Annotated in this window: 16 protein-coding genes and 4 tRNA genes; 7 read left to right on the top strand and 13 right to left on the bottom strand. The window is 66.5% G+C overall.

Annotation, left to right across the window (positions count from 1 at the left end; all coding sequences use genetic code 11):
• Positions 1-226: 226 nt before the first annotated feature.
• The 11 genes from N5C25_RS04595 to N5C25_RS04545 form a co-directional block, all read right to left on the bottom strand.
• Positions 227-1,639 carry a DEAD/DEAH box helicase gene (locus tag N5C25_RS04595; protein WP_019660948.1) on the bottom strand — a complete coding sequence of 471 codons (1,413 nt, stop codon included), beginning with the start codon at positions 1,637-1,639 and terminating at the stop codon, positions 227-229.
• An 865-nt stretch (positions 1,640-2,504) separates the two neighbouring features.
• Positions 2,505-2,581, bottom strand: a tRNA-Arg gene (locus N5C25_RS04590).
• Positions 2,582-2,613: 32 nt separating this feature from the next.
• Positions 2,614-2,690, bottom strand: a tRNA-Arg gene (locus N5C25_RS04585).
• A gap of 58 nt (positions 2,691-2,748) precedes the next feature.
• A tRNA-Arg gene (locus N5C25_RS04580) sits at positions 2,749-2,825 on the bottom strand.
• On the bottom strand, positions 2,816-3,742 hold the full coding sequence (locus N5C25_RS04575; protein ID WP_279936516.1) for an alpha/beta fold hydrolase: 927 nt from the start codon (positions 3,740-3,742) through the stop codon (positions 2,816-2,818). Before N5C25_RS04575 ends, N5C25_RS04580 begins: the two co-directional genes overlap by 10 nt.
• Positions 3,739-4,548, bottom strand: coding sequence for a bifunctional hydroxymethylpyrimidine kinase/phosphomethylpyrimidine kinase (thiD, locus tag N5C25_RS04570; protein WP_058982738.1), 810 nt, complete (start codon positions 4,546-4,548; stop codon positions 3,739-3,741). Before thiD ends, N5C25_RS04575 begins: the two co-directional genes overlap by 4 nt.
• 64 nt (positions 4,549-4,612) lie before the next feature.
• Positions 4,613-5,281 (bottom strand): YoaK family protein, encoded by a 669-nt coding sequence (locus N5C25_RS04565; RefSeq protein WP_019661173.1) that lies wholly within the window; start codon positions 5,279-5,281, stop codon positions 4,613-4,615.
• A 12-nt stretch (positions 5,282-5,293) separates the two neighbouring features.
• Entirely contained in the window at positions 5,294-5,800 is a 507-nt protein-coding gene (locus tag N5C25_RS04560) for a hypothetical protein (protein ID WP_058982741.1), read from the bottom strand.
• Entirely contained in the window at positions 5,797-7,197 is a 1,401-nt protein-coding gene (locus N5C25_RS04555; RefSeq protein WP_019661175.1) for a PhoH family protein, read from the bottom strand. The genes N5C25_RS04560 and N5C25_RS04555 overlap by 4 nt, the downstream gene beginning before the upstream one ends.
• Positions 7,198-7,281: 84 nt before the next feature.
• Positions 7,282-7,761, bottom strand: coding sequence for a peroxiredoxin (locus tag N5C25_RS04550; RefSeq protein WP_019661176.1), 480 nt, complete (start codon positions 7,759-7,761; stop codon positions 7,282-7,284).
• A 79-nt stretch (positions 7,762-7,840) separates the two neighbouring features.
• Entirely contained in the window at positions 7,841-8,401 is a 561-nt protein-coding gene (locus N5C25_RS04545; RefSeq protein WP_019661177.1) for a glycine cleavage system protein R, read from the bottom strand.
• A gap of 164 nt (positions 8,402-8,565) precedes the next feature.
• On the opposite strand from N5C25_RS04545, the gene dapA reads away from it, so the two are divergent.
• Both dapA and N5C25_RS04535 read left to right on the top strand, forming a co-directional pair.
• Complete coding sequence (gene dapA / locus N5C25_RS04540; RefSeq protein WP_019661178.1) at positions 8,566-9,459, top strand: 4-hydroxy-tetrahydrodipicolinate synthase; 894 nt, start codon at positions 8,566-8,568, stop codon at positions 9,457-9,459.
• 32 nt (positions 9,460-9,491) lie between these two features.
• A complete protein-coding gene (locus N5C25_RS04535) occupies positions 9,492-10,007 on the top strand; it encodes a hypothetical protein (protein ID WP_046986015.1) in 516 nt (171 codons plus the stop codon).
• 220 nt (positions 10,008-10,227) lie between these two features.
• Here the strand turns inward: N5C25_RS04535 and fdxA are convergent, their stop codons facing one another.
• Positions 10,228-10,551 carry a ferredoxin FdxA gene (gene fdxA, locus N5C25_RS04530; RefSeq protein WP_004153066.1) on the bottom strand — a complete coding sequence of 108 codons (324 nt, stop codon included), beginning with the start codon at positions 10,549-10,551 and terminating at the stop codon, positions 10,228-10,230.
• A gap of 193 nt (positions 10,552-10,744) precedes the next feature.
• On the opposite strand from fdxA, the gene N5C25_RS04525 reads away from it, so the two are divergent.
• The gene (locus tag N5C25_RS04525) at positions 10,745-12,169 is read left to right on the top strand and encodes a sugar porter family MFS transporter (RefSeq protein ID WP_279936515.1); all 1,425 of its coding nucleotides are present in this window, start codon (positions 10,745-10,747) and stop codon (positions 12,167-12,169) included.
• Between the two features lie 449 nt (positions 12,170-12,618).
• Here N5C25_RS04525 and N5C25_RS04520 read toward each other — a convergent pair.
• Positions 12,619-12,693: transfer RNA gene (locus N5C25_RS04520), tRNA-Glu, on the bottom strand.
• A 46-nt stretch (positions 12,694-12,739) separates the two neighbouring features.
• Between N5C25_RS04520 and pcnB the strand changes: the two genes are divergently transcribed.
• From pcnB to panC, 4 genes are read left to right on the top strand one after another with little or no spacing between them, the layout of a single operon-like run.
• Positions 12,740-14,125, top strand: a complete 1,386-nt coding sequence (pcnB, locus tag N5C25_RS04515; RefSeq protein ID WP_251103285.1) for a polynucleotide adenylyltransferase PcnB — start codon at positions 12,740-12,742, stop codon at positions 14,123-14,125.
• A gap of 3 nt (positions 14,126-14,128) precedes the next feature.
• On the top strand, positions 14,129-14,614 hold the full coding sequence (gene folK / locus N5C25_RS04510) for a 2-amino-4-hydroxy-6-hydroxymethyldihydropteridine diphosphokinase (protein ID WP_058980267.1): 486 nt from the start codon (positions 14,129-14,131) through the stop codon (positions 14,612-14,614).
• A gap of 34 nt (positions 14,615-14,648) precedes the next feature.
• Positions 14,649-15,464 (top strand): 3-methyl-2-oxobutanoate hydroxymethyltransferase, encoded by an 816-nt coding sequence (panB, locus tag N5C25_RS04505; protein ID WP_058980268.1) that lies wholly within the window; start codon positions 14,649-14,651, stop codon positions 15,462-15,464.
• Complete coding sequence (panC, locus tag N5C25_RS04500; protein ID WP_279936514.1) at positions 15,461-16,300, top strand: pantoate--beta-alanine ligase; 840 nt, start codon at positions 15,461-15,463, stop codon at positions 16,298-16,300. The genes panB and panC overlap by 4 nt, the downstream gene beginning before the upstream one ends.
• Positions 16,301-16,389 lie beyond the last annotated feature (89 nt).

Genomic DNA, 16,389 nt, shown 5'->3' with positions numbered 1-16,389 from the left:
GCGGCTTCGGCTTTTGAATTTGAATTTGAATTTGATCTTTCTTCTACCGGCTACCCTGCGGGAGAAGTAGGCGCTGGTGATCTCACCCACTGCGCCCTGCGCCGCCCCAAGCCAAACCATCCGCGTGCTTTCACCCACGGTAGCCGGCAAAAAAAAGGACGGCGCGTCAGCGCCGTCCCTCGATAGCCCCCCGCGCAGCGGGAAGCCCCCTCCGTGTCAGCTGGGATCAGCCAGCGCGACCACCGCCGCCACCCTGGCCACGACCACGGCCGCCACCATTGCCACCACCGCCACGGCGCTGGCCCTGGCCGGCACCTGCACGCTGCTGGCCATTTCCACCGCCTTCGCGGCGGCCACCGCCGGCCTTCTTCGGGCCGGCATGCGCATGGCGCGGCGCATCACCGTGCGGACGGCGCGCGTGGCTCTTGCGCGGTGCGCGCTCACCGGTATCGTGCTCGGCCTTGCCCGGCGCACTGTTGCCCCAGCGGATCGGAACCTGCAGTTCGAAGCCCGGTACATCGCGGATGTCCATGTCGCGGCCCAGCAGGCGCACGATCGCGCGCAGCAGCTTCACTTCATCCTGCGCCACCAGCGAAATCGCCTGGCCGGTCGCGCCGTTGCGGCCGGTACGACCGATGCGGTGCACGTAGTCCTCGGCCACCATCGGCAGGTCGAAGTTGATCACCTTCGGCAGCTCGTTGATGTCGATGCCGCGCGCAGCGATGTCGGTGGCCACCAGCACCGTCACGCGGCCGGCCTTGAAGTCGCCCAGCGCACGCAGGCGCTGGCCCTGGCTCTTGTTGCCATGGATCGCCGCAGTCTTGATGCCCGACTTTTCCAGGAACGTGGCCAGCTTGTCGCTGCCGTGCTTGGTACGGGCGAACACCAGGGTCTGCTCGCGGCTGTCCTGCGCCAGCAGGTGCAGCAGCAGGTCGCGCTTGCGGCCGGCATCGACCGGGTGCACGCGGTGGGTGATGGTTTCGGCCACGGTGTTCTTCGGCGTCACCTGGATCTGTTCCGGGTTGCGCATGAACTCCAGCGCCAACTGGCGGATGTTGTCCTCGAAGGTGGCCGAGAACAGCAGGGTCTGGCGGTTCTGCTTCGGCAGCTTGGCCAGGATGCGCTTGATCGACGGCAGGAAGCCCATGTCGAGCATGCGGTCGGCTTCGTCCAGCACCAGCAGTTCAATGCCGGACAGGTCGACGCTGCGACGCTCCAGGTGGTCGATCAGGCGGCCCGGGCAGGCCACCAGCAGGTCCACGCCACGGCGCAGGATGTCCAGCTGGTTGCCCATGCCGACACCGCCGTAGATGCAGGCGCTGGGGATACGCAGGTACTTGCTGTAGCCGCGCAGGCTGTCATGCACCTGGGTGGCCAGTTCGCGGGTCGGGGCCAGGATCAGCGCACGCGGCTTGCGCGGGCCGGCACGCACTTCCTGCGAGGCGGTGCCCAGGTGCTGCAGCAACGGCAGGCCGAACGCGGCAGTTTTGCCGGTACCGGTCTGTGCGCCGGCCAGCAGGTCGCGACCGGCCAGCGCCAGCGGGATCGCCTGCTGCTGGATCGGGGTCGGGTTTTCGTAGCCCTGCTCGGCAAGCGCACGCAGCAGGAAGGGCGCCAGGCCCAGCGATTCAAAAGACATTGAGATTGCTCCAGGTACAAGAAACGCCTGTCCGAACGGACAGACGGGGGCAGATCAAAGTGATCGGCTGACTCGGAGCGTTCCCGTGAACCGCGCTGCGAGAAGTTGGGTGCAGCCGGCACGAAGCGCCGGCTGGAATGCGTGACGAACGGCGTCGGAGTGGGGGCGGGCGAAGAGGGCGGACCCTGGTCGCCGGCGGTCCCGGAGGGAAACGGACGGCCGCTGCAGACCTACCTAGTCTAACCGATGGCTGAGACCTCGCGCAAAAAGGCCTGTTCAGGTAAGGGATTCTCTCTGCAGGGCTGCGCCCTGCACCCGCAGAGGCCAAAGCGACGTCAACGTCAAAAGCGGGTTTCCTGAGGGATGGCGGGGTGGGTCCGGTGGCGGGAGACGCCGTAAACCCGTCCATGGGGGCTTGGCCGCGGCATCCATGCCGCGGACACTCCCGCAACCGGACCCACCCCGCCTTCGACAGAGTCCCGCTGCTGTTGGTAGGTGTCGACCTTGGTCGACACGGTAGATCCACGCCATGCGTGGATGCTCTTCGATCAATTATCGAAATACTCGAACTCGATGGAGATTCATCCACGCATGGCGTGGATCCATCAGATCGCGGAAATCTGTCAGAGGTGGGGCGGCATGGGCAGGCAGGACCGTTGGCGGCATGGATGCCGCCATCGAGCCCCCATGGATGGGTTTACGGCGTGTCCTGCCTGTCCATGCCGCCCCGCCAACCCACGGAACACCAGCTGTTGCTGTTGCTGTTGCTTCGGCCATAGCTGTTGCTTCGGCGGGTGCAGGGCGCAGCCCTGCCGAAAAACACACATAAAAAAACAGCAGGCCGAGGCCTGCTGTTTCGGTGTAATGGTGCGCCCGGAGAGATTCGAACTCCCGACCGCCTGGTTCGTAGCCAGGTACTCTATCCAACTGAGCTACGGGCGCCAATTACATAAACTTGTTGTGTTGACTGTGTATGGTGCGCCCGGAGAGATTCGAACTCCCGACCGCCTGGTTCGTAGCCAGGTACTCTATCCAACTGAGCTACGGGCGCGCGGTACACAATCAAATTTTACTGCATTTCCAGCGGCGGATGCCGGAAACCTGTCGAGTGGTGCGCCCGGAGAGATTCGAACTCCCGACCGCCTGGTTCGTAGCCAGGTACTCTATCCAACTGAGCTACGGGCGCCCTGCGACAGGAGCGGAATTATGCGGATGTCGGCGCGTACCGTCAACAGTTTTGTGAAAATTTTCATCCAACTGAATGAAAAAGCTGTCAGCCACGGCATAAGGGGCCTTCAGCCACGCGAAATGATCGGCGCGCGTGCCCAGTTCCTGCGCGGACAGCACGCGCAGCTGCGCGTCCACATTCGGCAGCTTCGCCAGCAGCGTCTGCATCGATCCGGTGGGGGCCAACCAGTCGTGCTCCATCAGCACCGCCTGTGCGCTGCCATGCACACGCGCCATCTGCGCATCGAGGTCTTCGTCCATCCCGACGGCGGCGTAATGGTTGTTCAGGCCGACGCGCGCCCAGTCGGCGATCAGCCCGCGCGCTTCGGTGCCACCGAAGCCGAGGCGACGGCCATGCAGCACGCCCTGGCGCTGTGCGATCCATGGCAGGAAGCGGTAGACCAGCGGCAGCAGCCAGCCACGCGGTGGTGGGAATCCGCGCCAGAACGGTGAGCCGCTGGCGGCCAGCCACAGCCGGTTGAAGTGCTGCGGGTTGCGGCCGGCATGCACGCAGGCCAGCTGCCCGCCAAGGCTGTGGCCGCCGATGATCCAGGGCAGGGCGTCGCCTTCGTCATCCGCTGCGGCCAGGACGGCCTGGCTGGTCGGCAGATCCTGTTGGAGTACCTCGCGATAGCCCCAGTCCAGCGCGCGCGATGGGCGCAGCGAACTGCTGCCGTTGCCGCGCCACTCGTGCAGGTACACCGCCACGCCCTTCGCCGCCAGCGCCAAAGCCAGTGGCAGGTAGTGGCGCGCGGCCACGCCCAGTGCCGGCAGCCACAGCAGGCGCGCAATGGGGTGCGCGGGCACGCAGGCAATCACTTCGTAGCGATGGCCGTCGTCGCACTGTACGGCGAGGATGCGCGGCGCCAGGTTCATGCGTGTGGTGCCGCGCCGAAGTGATCGAGCACCCGCACCTCGCTGCGACCAGGGGCATGGCTCCGCTGCAGGCTGCGTGCGACGTAATCGATGCCGGCTTCGCAGGCGTTGGCCAGGCTCAGGCCATTGCACAGCTGCGCGGCGATGGCCGCAGCCAGCGTGCAGCCGGTGCCATGTGCATCCAGTGGCAGGCGGGCGTGGATGAATTCTTCGTTGCTGACGCCGTCGAAGTAGCGGTCGATTACGCGGTTGCCTTCCTGCAGGTGGCCACCTTTCAGCAGTACGGCACCGGCACCGAGATCGAGCAGGGCTGACGCCGCGCGCTCAGCGTCATCGCCATTGCTGATCTTCCGTCCGACCAGCAGTTCTGCTTCCGGTGTGTTGGGGGTGATCAGCGTGGCCAGCGGGATCAGGCGCTCACGCATGGCCTGCAATGCGCTGTCTTCCAGCAGGCGCGCCCCACTGGTGGCGACCATCACCGGGTCCAGCACCACGTGCGGCGGACGATGCTTCTCCAGTGCGTCAGCAACGGCGTTGATCACGCCGGCGTTGGCCAGCATGCCCAGCTTTACCGCGTGAATGTCGAAATCGTCGAAACAGGCTTCCAGCTGCGCGCGCAGGAAGTCGATCGGCGGCACATGCACGGCGATGACGCCACGCGTGTTCTGCGCGGTCAGTGCGGTGATTGCGGAGAGGCCGTGCACGCGATGCGCGGCGAAGGTTTTCAGGTCGGCCTGGATGCCCGCCCCTCCACCGGAGTCGGAGCCGGCGATGGTGAGGGCGGAAACGGGAGTGGTCGGGCTCATTCCGCGATTGTGCCGTGGTCGCGCAGGGGAAGGTAGATCCACGCCATGCGCCGATGTCCTTGATTCAATGCCGCCAACGTGCCCATTGCTGGTACAGCACATAGCCCAGGCCCGTCAGGCCAGTCAGCAGGGCAGGGGCGAGCAGGGCGTCATATTGCCAACGCATGAACAGCCAGGCGCCGAGGATGCCGCCGGCCAGGAAGCCGCTGATGATCAGGCCGCTGAGGGTCAGGCGTCGTACCTGCAGCGGCAATCCGCGCAGCAGGTGGCCCAGGCCGATGCCGAGGTCGGTGAACATGCCGCTGAGATGGGTGGTGCGTACCACCGCGCCGCTGAAGGTGGTGGCCATCGCGTTCTGCAGGCCGCAGGCCATGGCGGCGGCCAGTGCGCCCCAGATCTGGTGGCGTTCGAACAGCGGAATGGCCACCAGCAGCAGCGCGGACTCCAAGGCCAGCGCCACGCCGTAGCGTCGGCCCAGTTGCAGGGTACTGTCCTGGATCAACAGGCCGCTGAGCATCGCACCCAGTGAGAACGCGATCAGCAGCCCCCACAGATGGCCGACCGCGCGCCAGTCGCCCTGCGCCAGCGCCATGCCCAGCTGGCTGGTGCTGCCGGTCATGTGGCTGACCGCCTGATGCTCGAAGCCGAGGAAGCCGACCACGTTGACCATGCCGGCCACGCACGAGAGCGCGACCGCACCAATCCAGACCCAGGTGGGCAGGCGTATTCCCATCGGCAAGGCCCCTCAGGGCCCGCCGAAGCCGCCGTTGAACTGCAGCTCGCTGAAGGTATTGCTGGAGGGGTCGAACACCGCGCCCCAGAACTGCGTGCCGCCGTCGCAGACGCGGATCGCTTCCCGTGCCGGATTGATGCCGCTGCCATCGGGCAGGTGGAAGGCGTTGACGTAGATCAGCCGCTTGCCGGCGCTTTCGATGCCGACGTACTGGCGGTCGAAGTCCAGCACCTTCGGGACCTGTGCCTGCAGCGACGAGAGCTGTGCTTCCAGTTGGTCGATCTGCTGCCGGCTGGGTGCCCAGTAGCCGCTGACCCGGCCCGCCTCGCGGCCTGGACTGGGCCGCGAGCAGGTGTCGAGCACCTGCGCGGCGATGATCGGGCGGGTGACCACCCAGGATTGTCCGGTACGTTCGGCGGTCGGCACGCTGGCCGGGCCGCGCGTGGTGGTGCAGGCGCCGAGCACGGCTGCGAGGGCGATCGCAGCCGTGGGCAGCAGCAGGCGGGTGCAGCGGTTCACAACACCTCCGAAGCGTAATCGGCCAGGCGCGAGCGTTCGCCACGGCGCAGGGTGATGTGCGCACTATGCGGCCAGTTCTTGAAGCGATCCACCGCGTAGGTCAGGCCCGAGGTGGTTTCGGTCAGGTACGGGGTGTCGATCTGCTCGACGTTACCCAGGCAGACGATCTTGGTGCCGGGGCCAGCACGGGTGATCAGCGTCTTCATCTGCTTGGGGGTGAGGTTCTGCGCCTCGTCCAGGATCAGGTAGCGTGACAGGAACGTGCGGCCGCGCATGAAGTTCATCGAGCGGATCTTGATGCGGCTGGCGAGCAGGTCGTTGGTGGCTTGGCGGCCCCAGGTGCCGCCTTCCTGGTTGTGCGTGAGCACTTCCAGGTTGTCGGTCAGCGCGCCCATCCACGGCGTCATCTTCTCTTCCTCGGTGCCCGGCAGGAAACCGATGTCCTCGCCAACGCTGACCGTGGCGCGGGTCATGATGATCTCGCGGTAGCGCTGCTGGTCCATCGTCTGCGCCAGGCCGGCGGCGAGTGCCAGCAGGGTCTTGCCGGTACCGGCGGTGCCCAGCAGGGTGACGAAGTCGATCTCCGGGTCCATCAGTGCGTTGAGGGCGAAATTCTGCTCGCGGTTGCGTGCGCTGATGCCCCACACGGCATGGCTGCCGTGGCGGAAATCATCGACCAGCGACAGCACTACCTTGCCGTCGCCGACCACGCGGCTGACGCGCAGTTCGACTTCGTCTTCGCCGGGCAGGTAGACGTACTGGTTCGGGTACCACTCCTCGCCATCCTGCGCCTGGATCTCGTAATGGCTGCGGCCCTTGTCGCTCCAGCTGCGCAGATCCTCGCCGTGGCGCTTCCAGAAGTCTTCGGGCAGCTCGGTGGCACCGGTGTAGAGCAGGCTGAAATCGTCCAGTGCGCGGTCGTTCTCGTAGTCCTCGGACACGATGCCGGCGATGGCGGCCTTGATCCGCAGGTTGATGTCCTTGGAAACGAACACCACCGGCAGGTCCGGCGTTTCTTCCTTGAGGGCCAGGATCGCGCCGAGGATGGCATTGTCCGGAATGACCTTGCCAAAGCTCTTGCCCGCGTCGAAATGGCTGGTCTGGAAGCGCAGCTTGCCGGCGCTCTGCTTGCCGCGCAGCTGCAGGCCATTGGGACGCTGCAGTGGAATGCCGTCGGCCAGGTTGTCCAGGCCGGATTCCTGCACCAGCTCGTTGAGGAAACGGCTCACCTGGCGAGCGTTGCGGCTGGCTTCGGAGGTGCCCTTCTTGCCGTTGTCCAGCTCCTCGATTACCTGCATGGGCAGGTAGATGTCGTGCTCCTCGAATTTGAACAGCGCGGTGGGATCGTGCATCAGCACGTTGGTATCCAGCACGTAGATGCGCTTGCCTCGGGTCATCGTCGATTCCTGGTTACGGGCAGGGAAAAACCACCACGGCCTGCAGCGGGGCAGGGTGATGGCAGACACGGTAGGCAGTGGGACTCACTTGGACTGGGAGGCCTTCAGTTCGGCGAGAACGGCATCGGCATGGCCGGCAACCTTGACCTTGCGCCAGGACTGCACGATGCGGCTGTCGGGGGAAATCAGGAAGGTGCTGCGTTCGATGCCGCGTACCTGCTTGCCGTACATGTTCTTCATCTTGATCACGTCGAAGGCGCTGCACAGCGCTTCGTCGCCATCGCTGACCAGCGGGAAGTTGAAGCCCTGTTTGGCGCAGAAGTTGTCGTGCGACTTCACCGAATCGCGCGAGACGCCCAATACCACCGCGCCTGCCTTCCTGAACTTCGGCAGCAGGGCGTTGAAGTCGATGCCTTCGGTGGTGCAGCCCGGCGTGCTGTCCTTGGGATAGAAGTACAGCACCAGCCATTGGCCGGCATAGTCGCCGAGGGTGGCGTGGTCGCCGCCGGACAGGGCCAGCGGCAGGGAGAGGGTAGTGCTGTCCAGGGTGTCGCCGTTGTTCATGAGGTCCTTCTGTCGAGCCTGGGTTCTTGCCATTACAGCTACATGAAACGCCACGCGCGCGTGAGAGACGCGCGAAGAATCAGAACTTCATGGGATCCATGATCGCGTCCAGGTTCAGGTGGTCGCAGAACTCAAGGAAATCGTCGCGCAGCGCGGCAATATGCATGTTGGCCGGCACGCCGATGGTGACCTGTGCGCTGAACATTTCCGCACCGGTCTGCATGGCGCGGTAGCGCGTGCTCTGCAGGTTCTCGATGGTGATGCCCTGGCGGTCGAAGAAATCGGCCAGCTGGAACAGGATGCCCGGCTTGTCGGCGGCGATCACCTCGACGATGTAGGGCAGCAGGTTGGACTGCGCCTGCTTGGCGGCGGTGCGGTACCAGACCAGCTTCAGCCCTTCCTCGCGCTCCAGCCGGGTCAGCATCGCCTCCAGCTTGGCCACCGAGTCCCAGGAGCCGGTGGCCAGGGCGGTGACCGAGACGTCGCGGCCGACCGTGGCCAGGCGTGCGTCCACCAGATTGCAGCCGCTGTCGGCGATGCGGCGGGTGACGGGCAGCAGGGGGGACTCCGGATGCGTCGTGTAGGCGTTGATCAGGAGGTGGTTTTCGCTCGGCGCGGGGCGCGGGGTGGTGTCGGTCAAGGCGATTCCGGGTAATGCATGCGTGAGTCTGAATGCCCGCCAGAGGCGGGGATCCACCGGTGTCCAGCATACTTGCCCGTGCTTTCGCGCCGCAAGTAACATTCAGGTCGCCCCCGGCCTTTCGTGGCGGGCGTTTTCCCTTTCCAGCCAAGAGCAGCACGTCCTTGTCCCTTTCCGGCCTCATCACCGCGCTGGCGACCCCGTTCCGGGCCGACGGCGCCCTCGATCCCGACGGTTGGCAGCGCCTGCTGCACCTGCAACTGGAAGGTGGCGTCCATGGCGTTGTCGTTGCCGGCTCGACCGGCGAAGCGGCAACCCTCACCGATGCCGAGTACGACCTGCTGCTGGCCAGCGCGGTCGAACGCATTGGCGGCCGCATCCCGGTCATGGCTGGCACCGGCCTGTCCGGTACTGCCAAAACCATCGAACAGACCCGTCGTGCGGCCGCGCTTGGCGCCAGCCATGCACTGGTGGTCACCCCGCCTTACGTAAGGCCGACCCAGGCCGGCCTGATTGCCCATTATCGTGCGGTCGCCGACCAGGGCGGGTTGCCGGTCGTGCTGTACAACGTGCCCGGCCGTACCGGTTGCGACATGCAGCCGGAGACCGTGGCCGAACTGGCCAGCCACCCCAACATCGTCGGCATCAAGGAGGCGGTGGGCGACACCGGCCGGGTGCAGGCGCTGCTGGCGCTGCGCAGCCCGAAGTTCGCGGTCCTCAGTGGCGATGACGGCACCGCCGCGCGCTCGATCCGGGCCGGCATCGATGGCCTGATCTCCGTGGGCTCCAACGTGCTTCCGGGTGCCTACCGCCGGATGTGCGAACTGGCCGCCGCGCACGACCATGCAGCCACCGAATCCTGGGACGCGCGCCTGCAGCCGTTCCACGATTTCTGCGGCGTTGAACCGAACCCGATTCCGGTCAAGGCGCTGCTGCGCCGCATCGGTGTCGGCCATGACCTGCGCCTGCCGCTGCTGCCGCTGTCGGCGCCGCACCATGCGGCCGCCGACCACCTTGCCGGCGACATCGCCGCCCTCGAAGCCCTTTCCAGCCACTGACCTTCCGTCTTGGTCTGACCCAGGAGATTCACATGCGTCAATCCGTTTCCACCGTCCGCGTGCTGTCCTATGCCCTGCTTGCTGTGGCGGTCGCTGCCGGCACCACCGGCTGCTTCAAGCGCGGCGTCAAGGGCGACTACGCCCTGGCCCCGGAAATGCGTCCGCTGGAAGTGCCGCCGGACCTGAACCTGCCGGCCACCACCGGCGACAACAAGGTGCCGACCCTTGCCTCGGCGACCAAGCCGGCGGCCCCGGTGGCTGCGGCCCCGGCCGTGGGCAACACGGGTTTCACCATCGCCGGTGGCAAGGATGAGGCCTTCGCCAAGGTCGGCACCGCGCTGGAAGGCGTGGAAGGCGTGACCATCGCCAGCCGCGCGCAGCTGCTGGGCTCGTATGACGTGGCCTACGAAGGCAGCAACTTCCTGGTCCGCGTGGTGGCCGTCGATGCCGGCGCCTATATCTCCGCGGTGGACCCGCGCGGCCTGCCGGCCACGGCCGAAGCGCCGGTAAAGCTGATCGCCGCGCTCAAGGCGAAGCTGGCCCAGTAAGGGCTGGTCGGGTGGGTGCGGGCCTTGGTCCGCACCCGCTCTGGTAGAGGCCGACCTTGGTCGGCGCTTTTGTGCCAACCAGGGTTGGCAGCTACCGGACGGCGCGGTTGATGGATTCCAGATCGCGCGGTTGGCAGATGCCGGATCTTGCGGTTGGCACCTGCCGAAGAACAGAAAAGGGCGCCGATGGCGCCCTTTTCGTTGTCGCTGTGGGCGCCTTTCAGCGTTCCAGCAGCTTCAGCTTGTCCGGCTTGCCATCCCATTCGCCGGCGTCGGCAGGCGGGTCCTTGCGCACGGTCAGCACCGGCCACTCCTTCGCCAGCTCGGCGTTGAGGGCGACGAAACTCTCCTGGCCGGCAGGAACATCGTCCTCCGGGAAGATCGCGTTGACCGGGCATTCCGGTTCGCACAGGGTGCAGTCGATGCACTCATCCGGATCGATCACCAGGAAGTTCGGGCCTTCGTGGAAGCAATCCACGGGGCACACTTCCACGCAATCGGTGTGTTTGCACTTGATGCAGTTTTCGGTGACGACAAAGGGCATGGGCTGGGGGCGGATCGATTCCTGAACCCGCCAATTCTAGAACAGGTTGGCCCCCAGTGTCGGCGCGGGGCGGAAATCGGGCGCCTGGCAGGCGCGGCCGTGGCGGACATTGGCGGCAGGGCAAGGCCTGTGCGACGCTGCGGGTCAGCCGGCTGCGTCGGATGGCCGGCCTCCCTTCCCAACAGGTTCATCCATGTCCCAGCGCCAACCCGGCATCGCCTCCCGCGGCGGCGAAAACACGGCATTCATCGTCCTCATCAGCTGCGTGGCCACCCTCGGTGGATTCCTGTTCGGCTTCGATAGTGGTGTCATCAATGGCACGGTCGACGGCCTTCGCCAGGCCTTCAACTCCAGCGAGGCGGCGCTTGGTTTCGAAGTCGCTTCGATGCTGCTGGGGTGTGCGGTCGGTGCCTTCCTGGCAGGCTGGCTGGGGGATCGCCTGGGTCGCCGAGGCGTGCTGATCGTGTCGGCGCTGATGTTCCTGGTTTCGGCGCTGGGCGCCGGTGCCGCTCACGCTTCCTGGCTGTTCATCGCCGCGCGCGTGCTGGGCGGTTTCGCGGTGGGCGCGGCCAGCGTGATGTCGCCGGCCTACATCGCCGAGGTGGCCTCGGCGCGCTATCGCGGGCGCTTGGCCACGGTGCAGCAGATGGCGATCATCTGCGGCCTGTTCGCCGCCTTCCTCAGCAATTACCTGCTGGCCCGTGCCGCTGGGGCGTCGACCGAGCCGCTATGGCTGGGCCATGAGGCCTGGCGCTGGATGTTCTGGATGCAGGCGCTGCCATCGGGGCTGTTCCTGCTGCTGTTGCTGGTGATTCCCGAGAGCCCGCGCTTCCTGGTCGTGAAGGGGCGCCCGGAGCAGGCGAGGGCGGTGTTGGCGCGGCTGTACGGCGAGGCCGCAGCCACGGCCAAGCAGGCCGAGATCGAGGCGAGCCTGGCCCAGGACCAGCACAAGCCACGCTTCGCCGACCTGCGCGACAAGGTCACCGGCAGGCTGCGCCCGATCCTCTGGGTCGGCATCGGCCTGGCGATGTTCCAGCAGCTGGTCGGCATCAACGTGGTGTTCTACTACGGCGCGGTGCTGTGGCAGGCGGTGGGGTTCTCGGAAAGCGACGCGCTGCTGATCAATGTATTGTCCGGTGCGCTGAGCATCGGTGCCTGTCTGCTGACGGTGCTGCTGATCGACCGCATCGGGCGTAAGCCGCTGCTGTGGATCGGCTCGGTCGGCATGTCGGTAGCGCTGGTACTGATGGTGGTCGCGTTCGCCAGTGGCAGTCTCGCCGACGGTCGACTGCAGTTGTCCGACGGCATGGGCCGGCTGGCGCTGGTGGCGGCCAACGTCTATGTGGTGTTCTTCAACATGTCCTGGGGCCCGGTGATGTGGGTGATGCTGGGTGAAATGTTCCCCAACCAGATCCGCGGCCCGGCATTGGCCGTCGCCGGTGCGGCGCAGTGGACCTCGAACTTCGCGATCACCGTGACGTTCCCGATGCTGCTGGCGGGCATCGGCCTGGCCGGGGCCTACGGGATCTATACGGTGGCGGCCATCCTCTCGATCTTCTTCGTGGTCCGCTACGTACGCGAGACCAAGGGCAAGGAGCTGGAGCAGATGGAAGGCTGACGGCGACTGGCTTCGGTTGCGTTCCGTTGGCGCCTGCTTGTCCAGAGTGTGAGGGGGCAGGCCGCCCTCTCCAGGACACGCAAGAGCCCATCCATGGTGCTCGATGGCGCCATCCATGGCGCCAACGGTCCTGGAGAGGGCGGCCTGCCCCCTCCTGACAGTTTCATGGTGCGTGCGGATGCGGCGAAGCGCTGGTCGGTTGTTGCCGCAGCTGGCGGGAAACCGTCCAGAGCCGGTGGGGTCACCCAGGGCAGGAACGTTGGCGCCATGGATGGCGCCATCGAGCCCCCAATGGATGGGTTTACGGCGTGTCCTGACCTGGGTGACCCCACCGGCTCAAGCCGATTGCAGGGAGGCGCCAAAGCGACCAACCCGACCGCAATCACTGCAATCCCGGAAAACAGAAAAGCCCGCACAAGGCGGGCTTTTTCGGTTCCTGCTGCGGCGACTGGCGCTCCCTAGGGGACTCGAACCCCTGTTTTAGCCTTGAGAGGGCCACGTCCTAACCACTAGACGAAGGGAGCGTAACTGTGTCGCTGCCGAGGCAGGAGCGCTAGTATATGCACCTCGATGCCATTGGGCAATCCCGAAACTTCAACCGGAAGCGCCAACATCATTTCCCCTGCTACATCACCGTTCAGCCTGCGCGTCATCCCGCGCGACCAGCACACGATCTCCCGCAAGGACATCAGCCCGAACGCCCTGCGCGTGCTTTATCGCCTGCGCGATGCCGGCTTCGGCGCCTACCTTGTCGGCGGCGCGGTGCGCGATCTGCTGGTCAATGGCCAACCCAAGGATTTCGACGTGGCCACCGACGCCACGCCCGAACAGGTCAAGCAGCTGTTCCGCAACTGCCGCCTGATCGGCCGCCGGTTCCGCCTCGCCCACGTTGTGTTCGGCCGCGAAATCATCGAAGTCGCCACCTTCCGCGCCAACAGCGATGACGGCAGCGGCGACCGCGAGATGGAAAACGGCATGCTCGTGCGCGACAACGTGTACGGGACCATCGAGGACGACGCCGTCCGCCGCGACTTCACCTGCAACGCCCTGTACTACGCCATCGAGGATTTCTCGGTGCGCGACTACACCGGTGGCTTCGAGGACGTGCAGGCGCGCCTGATGAAGCTGATCGGCGACCCGGTGCAGCGCTACCAGGAAGACCCGGTACGCATGCTGCGAGCGGTGCGCCTGGCGGCCAAGCTCGGCTTCCAGATCGAAGAGGGTACTGCCGCGCCGATCCCGCACCTGGCCGGCCTGCTCAACGAAGCCGCGCCAGCGCGCCTGTTCGAGGAAGTGCTCAAGCTGTTCCTGTCCGGACACGGCGTGGCCAGCTTCGAAGGCCTTGAGCGTTACGGCCTGCTCGACGTGCTGTTCCCGGAAAGCGCCAAGGCGCTGAAAGCCAACCGCACCGGCGCGCTGCGCCGCATGCTGGTCGAGGGCCTGGCCAATACCGATGCGCGGGTGGCCAACGACGAACCGGTCTCGCCGGCGTTCCTGTTCGCGCTGCTGCTGTGGCCGGCGTTCTGCCGTGCACAGGCGACCCTGCTCAAGCAGGGCGTGGCACCGGAAGAGGCGCAGCGCCGCGCCGCCGACCGCGTCACCGTGCAGCAGTTGAGCACCATCGCGCTGCCGCGCCGCTTCTCGCTGCCGATGCAGGAAATCTGGCTGCTGCAGTCGCGCTTCAGCTCGCGCCAGCGCAAGCGCGTGTTCCGCACCCTGACCCATCCGCGCTTCCGTGCCGCGTTCGATTTCCTCAGCCTGCGCCAGGTGGCGTCGTCCGAGCACGCCGCCGATGTCGAGTTCTGGCGCGAAGCGCAGGCGCAGTCCGGGCGTGAGCTGGAGTCGTCGCTGGATGCGATGCACAGCGAAGAAGGCGATGACGAGAGCGGAGCGCCGCGCAAGCGCCGCCGTCGCCGCCGTCGTCCGGGTGCCCCGGCCGGTGCAGCGGGCGAGTAGGCGATGACCCCTGCTTGGATCGGCCTCGGCGCCAACCTCGGCGACGCGGCCGCCACCGTCGGCGCGGCGATTGCCGCGCTGGACGGCCTGCCCGGGACCCGGCTGCGCCAGGCCTCGCGGCTTTACGCAACGCCGGCCTGGGGCAATGAAGACCAGCCGCCGTTCGTCAATGCGGTGGCCTCGGTCGAAACCACCTTGCCGGCCGATGAGCTGCTGCAGGCCATGCTGGCGCTGGAGCAGCGCTTCGGTCGCGTGCGCGATCCGGCAGTGCACTGGGGCCCGCGCGCGCTGGACCTGGACCTGTTGTTGTACGGCGTGCAGGAGCTCGACCAGCCCGGGCTGAAGGTGCCACACCCGTACATGCACGAACGGGCCTTCGTGTTGGTGCCGCTGGCCGAAATCGCGCCGGATCTGGTCATTCCCGGCCACGGCCGCGTGCGGGACGCAGTGGTGCGGGTGGACGCCTGCGGGATTGCCCCGATAGGGTGATAATGCCCGGGTTATCTCCCCCGGTTATCAGCACATGAGCACCCACGCAGACAGCAAGCCCTGGACCGTTCCCGCCCTGGCCGAGGCCAAGCGCAATGGCCAGAAGCTGGTCATGTTGACCGCCTACGACGCCGGCTTCGCCCGCACTTTCGACGCCAATGGCGTTGACCTGATCCTGATCGGCGATTCGCTGGGCATGGTGGTGCAGGGCCATGATTCGACCCTGCCGGTGACCGTGGCCGACATGGTCTACCACACCCGCGCCGTGGCCCGCGTGCTGCAGCGTGCGCTGCTGGTGGCGGACCTGCCCTTCGGCGCCGATGCCACCCCGGAGCGCGCGCTGGATGCCTCGCTGCAGCTGCTGCAGGCCGGTGCCGAGATGGTCAAGATCGAAGGTGCCGGCTTCAAGGTCGACATCATCCGCTACCTGGTCGAGCGCGAGATTCCGGTCTGCGCGCACCTGGGCCTGACCCCGCAATCGGTGCTGCGCCTGGGCGGCTTCAAGATCCAGGGCCGCGGCGATGCCGCCCGTCGGCTGGTCGAGGACGCAAGGGCGGTGGCCGCTGCCGGCGCCAGCATCATGGTGCTCGAATGCGTACCGACCCCGGTCGCCGCCGAAGTGACCGCTGCGGTGGAGGTGCCGACCATCGGCATCGGTGCCGGCCCGCACTGCGATGGCCAGGTGCTGGTGCTGCACGATTTCCTCGGCCTGGACAGCGGTCATCGCCGCCCCAAGTTCGTCAAGGATTTCCTTGCCGAAGGCGGCTCGGTGGCCGGTGCCACCCGTGCCTTTGCCGACGCCGTGCGCGACGGCAGTTTCCCCGACGAACAGCACGCCTACGCCCAATGATCCAGACCTTCAACGAGCTCGGCGCGCTGCGCGGGCTGATCGCCCAGTGGAAGCGCGAGGGCCTGCGCGTGGCGCTGGTGCCGACCATGGGCAACCTGCATGGCGGCCACCATTCGCTGGTGACCCAGGCCCGCCAGTACGCTGACAAGGTGGTGGCCAGCATCTTCGTCAACCCGACCCAGTTCGGGCCGAACGAGGATTTCAGCCGCTACCCGCGCACGCCCGAGGCCGATGTGGCCGGGCTGGAACAGGTCGGCTGCGATGCGGTGTGGCTGCCCAGCGTGGGGGCGATGTATCCGCTGGGCGTGGACAAGACCACGCGCATGCACGCGCCGGGTGTCAGTGAAGTGCTTGAAGGTGCCAGTCGCCCGGGTCACTTCGACGGCGTGTGCACGGTGGTGGCGCGCCTGTTCCTGCAGGTGCAGCCTGACGTGGCCGTGTTCGGCCGCAAGGACTACCAGCAGCTGGCTGTCATCAGACAGATGGTGGCCGAACTGTCGTTCCCGATCCAGATCGTCGGTGCCGAGATCGTGCGTGACGAGGATGGCCTGGCCAAGAGTTCGCGCAACCAGTACCTGAGCGCAGAACAGCGCCCGGTCGCGACCGCCATTCACCGCACCCTGCTGGGCATGCGCGAGGGCTACGTGGCCGGTCACCCGCGCGAACGCATCGAGGCCGATGCCACAGCCGCACTGCAGGCGGCCGGTTTCCAGGTCGACTATGCGGTGCTGCGCACCCCGGAGCTGGCCGAGCCGACCTTCGACGGCGGTGGCCGCGTGGCGCTGATCGCCGCGCGACTGGGTACGACCCGGCTGATCGACAACCTGGAATTCTGAGTTCCGGCGGCGCCGCGCGATGCATGGGGTCAGATGCCTTTTCCAGGGGAAAGGGTTCTGACCCCGGTTTCACCGCCTACCTGAACAGG

The sequence above is a fragment of the Stenotrophomonas sp. GD03958 genome (genome assembly GCF_029839005.1).
Taxonomy (GTDB): Bacteria; Pseudomonadota; Gammaproteobacteria; order Xanthomonadales; family Xanthomonadaceae; genus Stenotrophomonas; species Stenotrophomonas hibiscicola.
The sequence above is the reverse complement of the archived record's forward strand: the minus strand, read 5'-3'. Positions and strand labels throughout refer to the sequence as shown.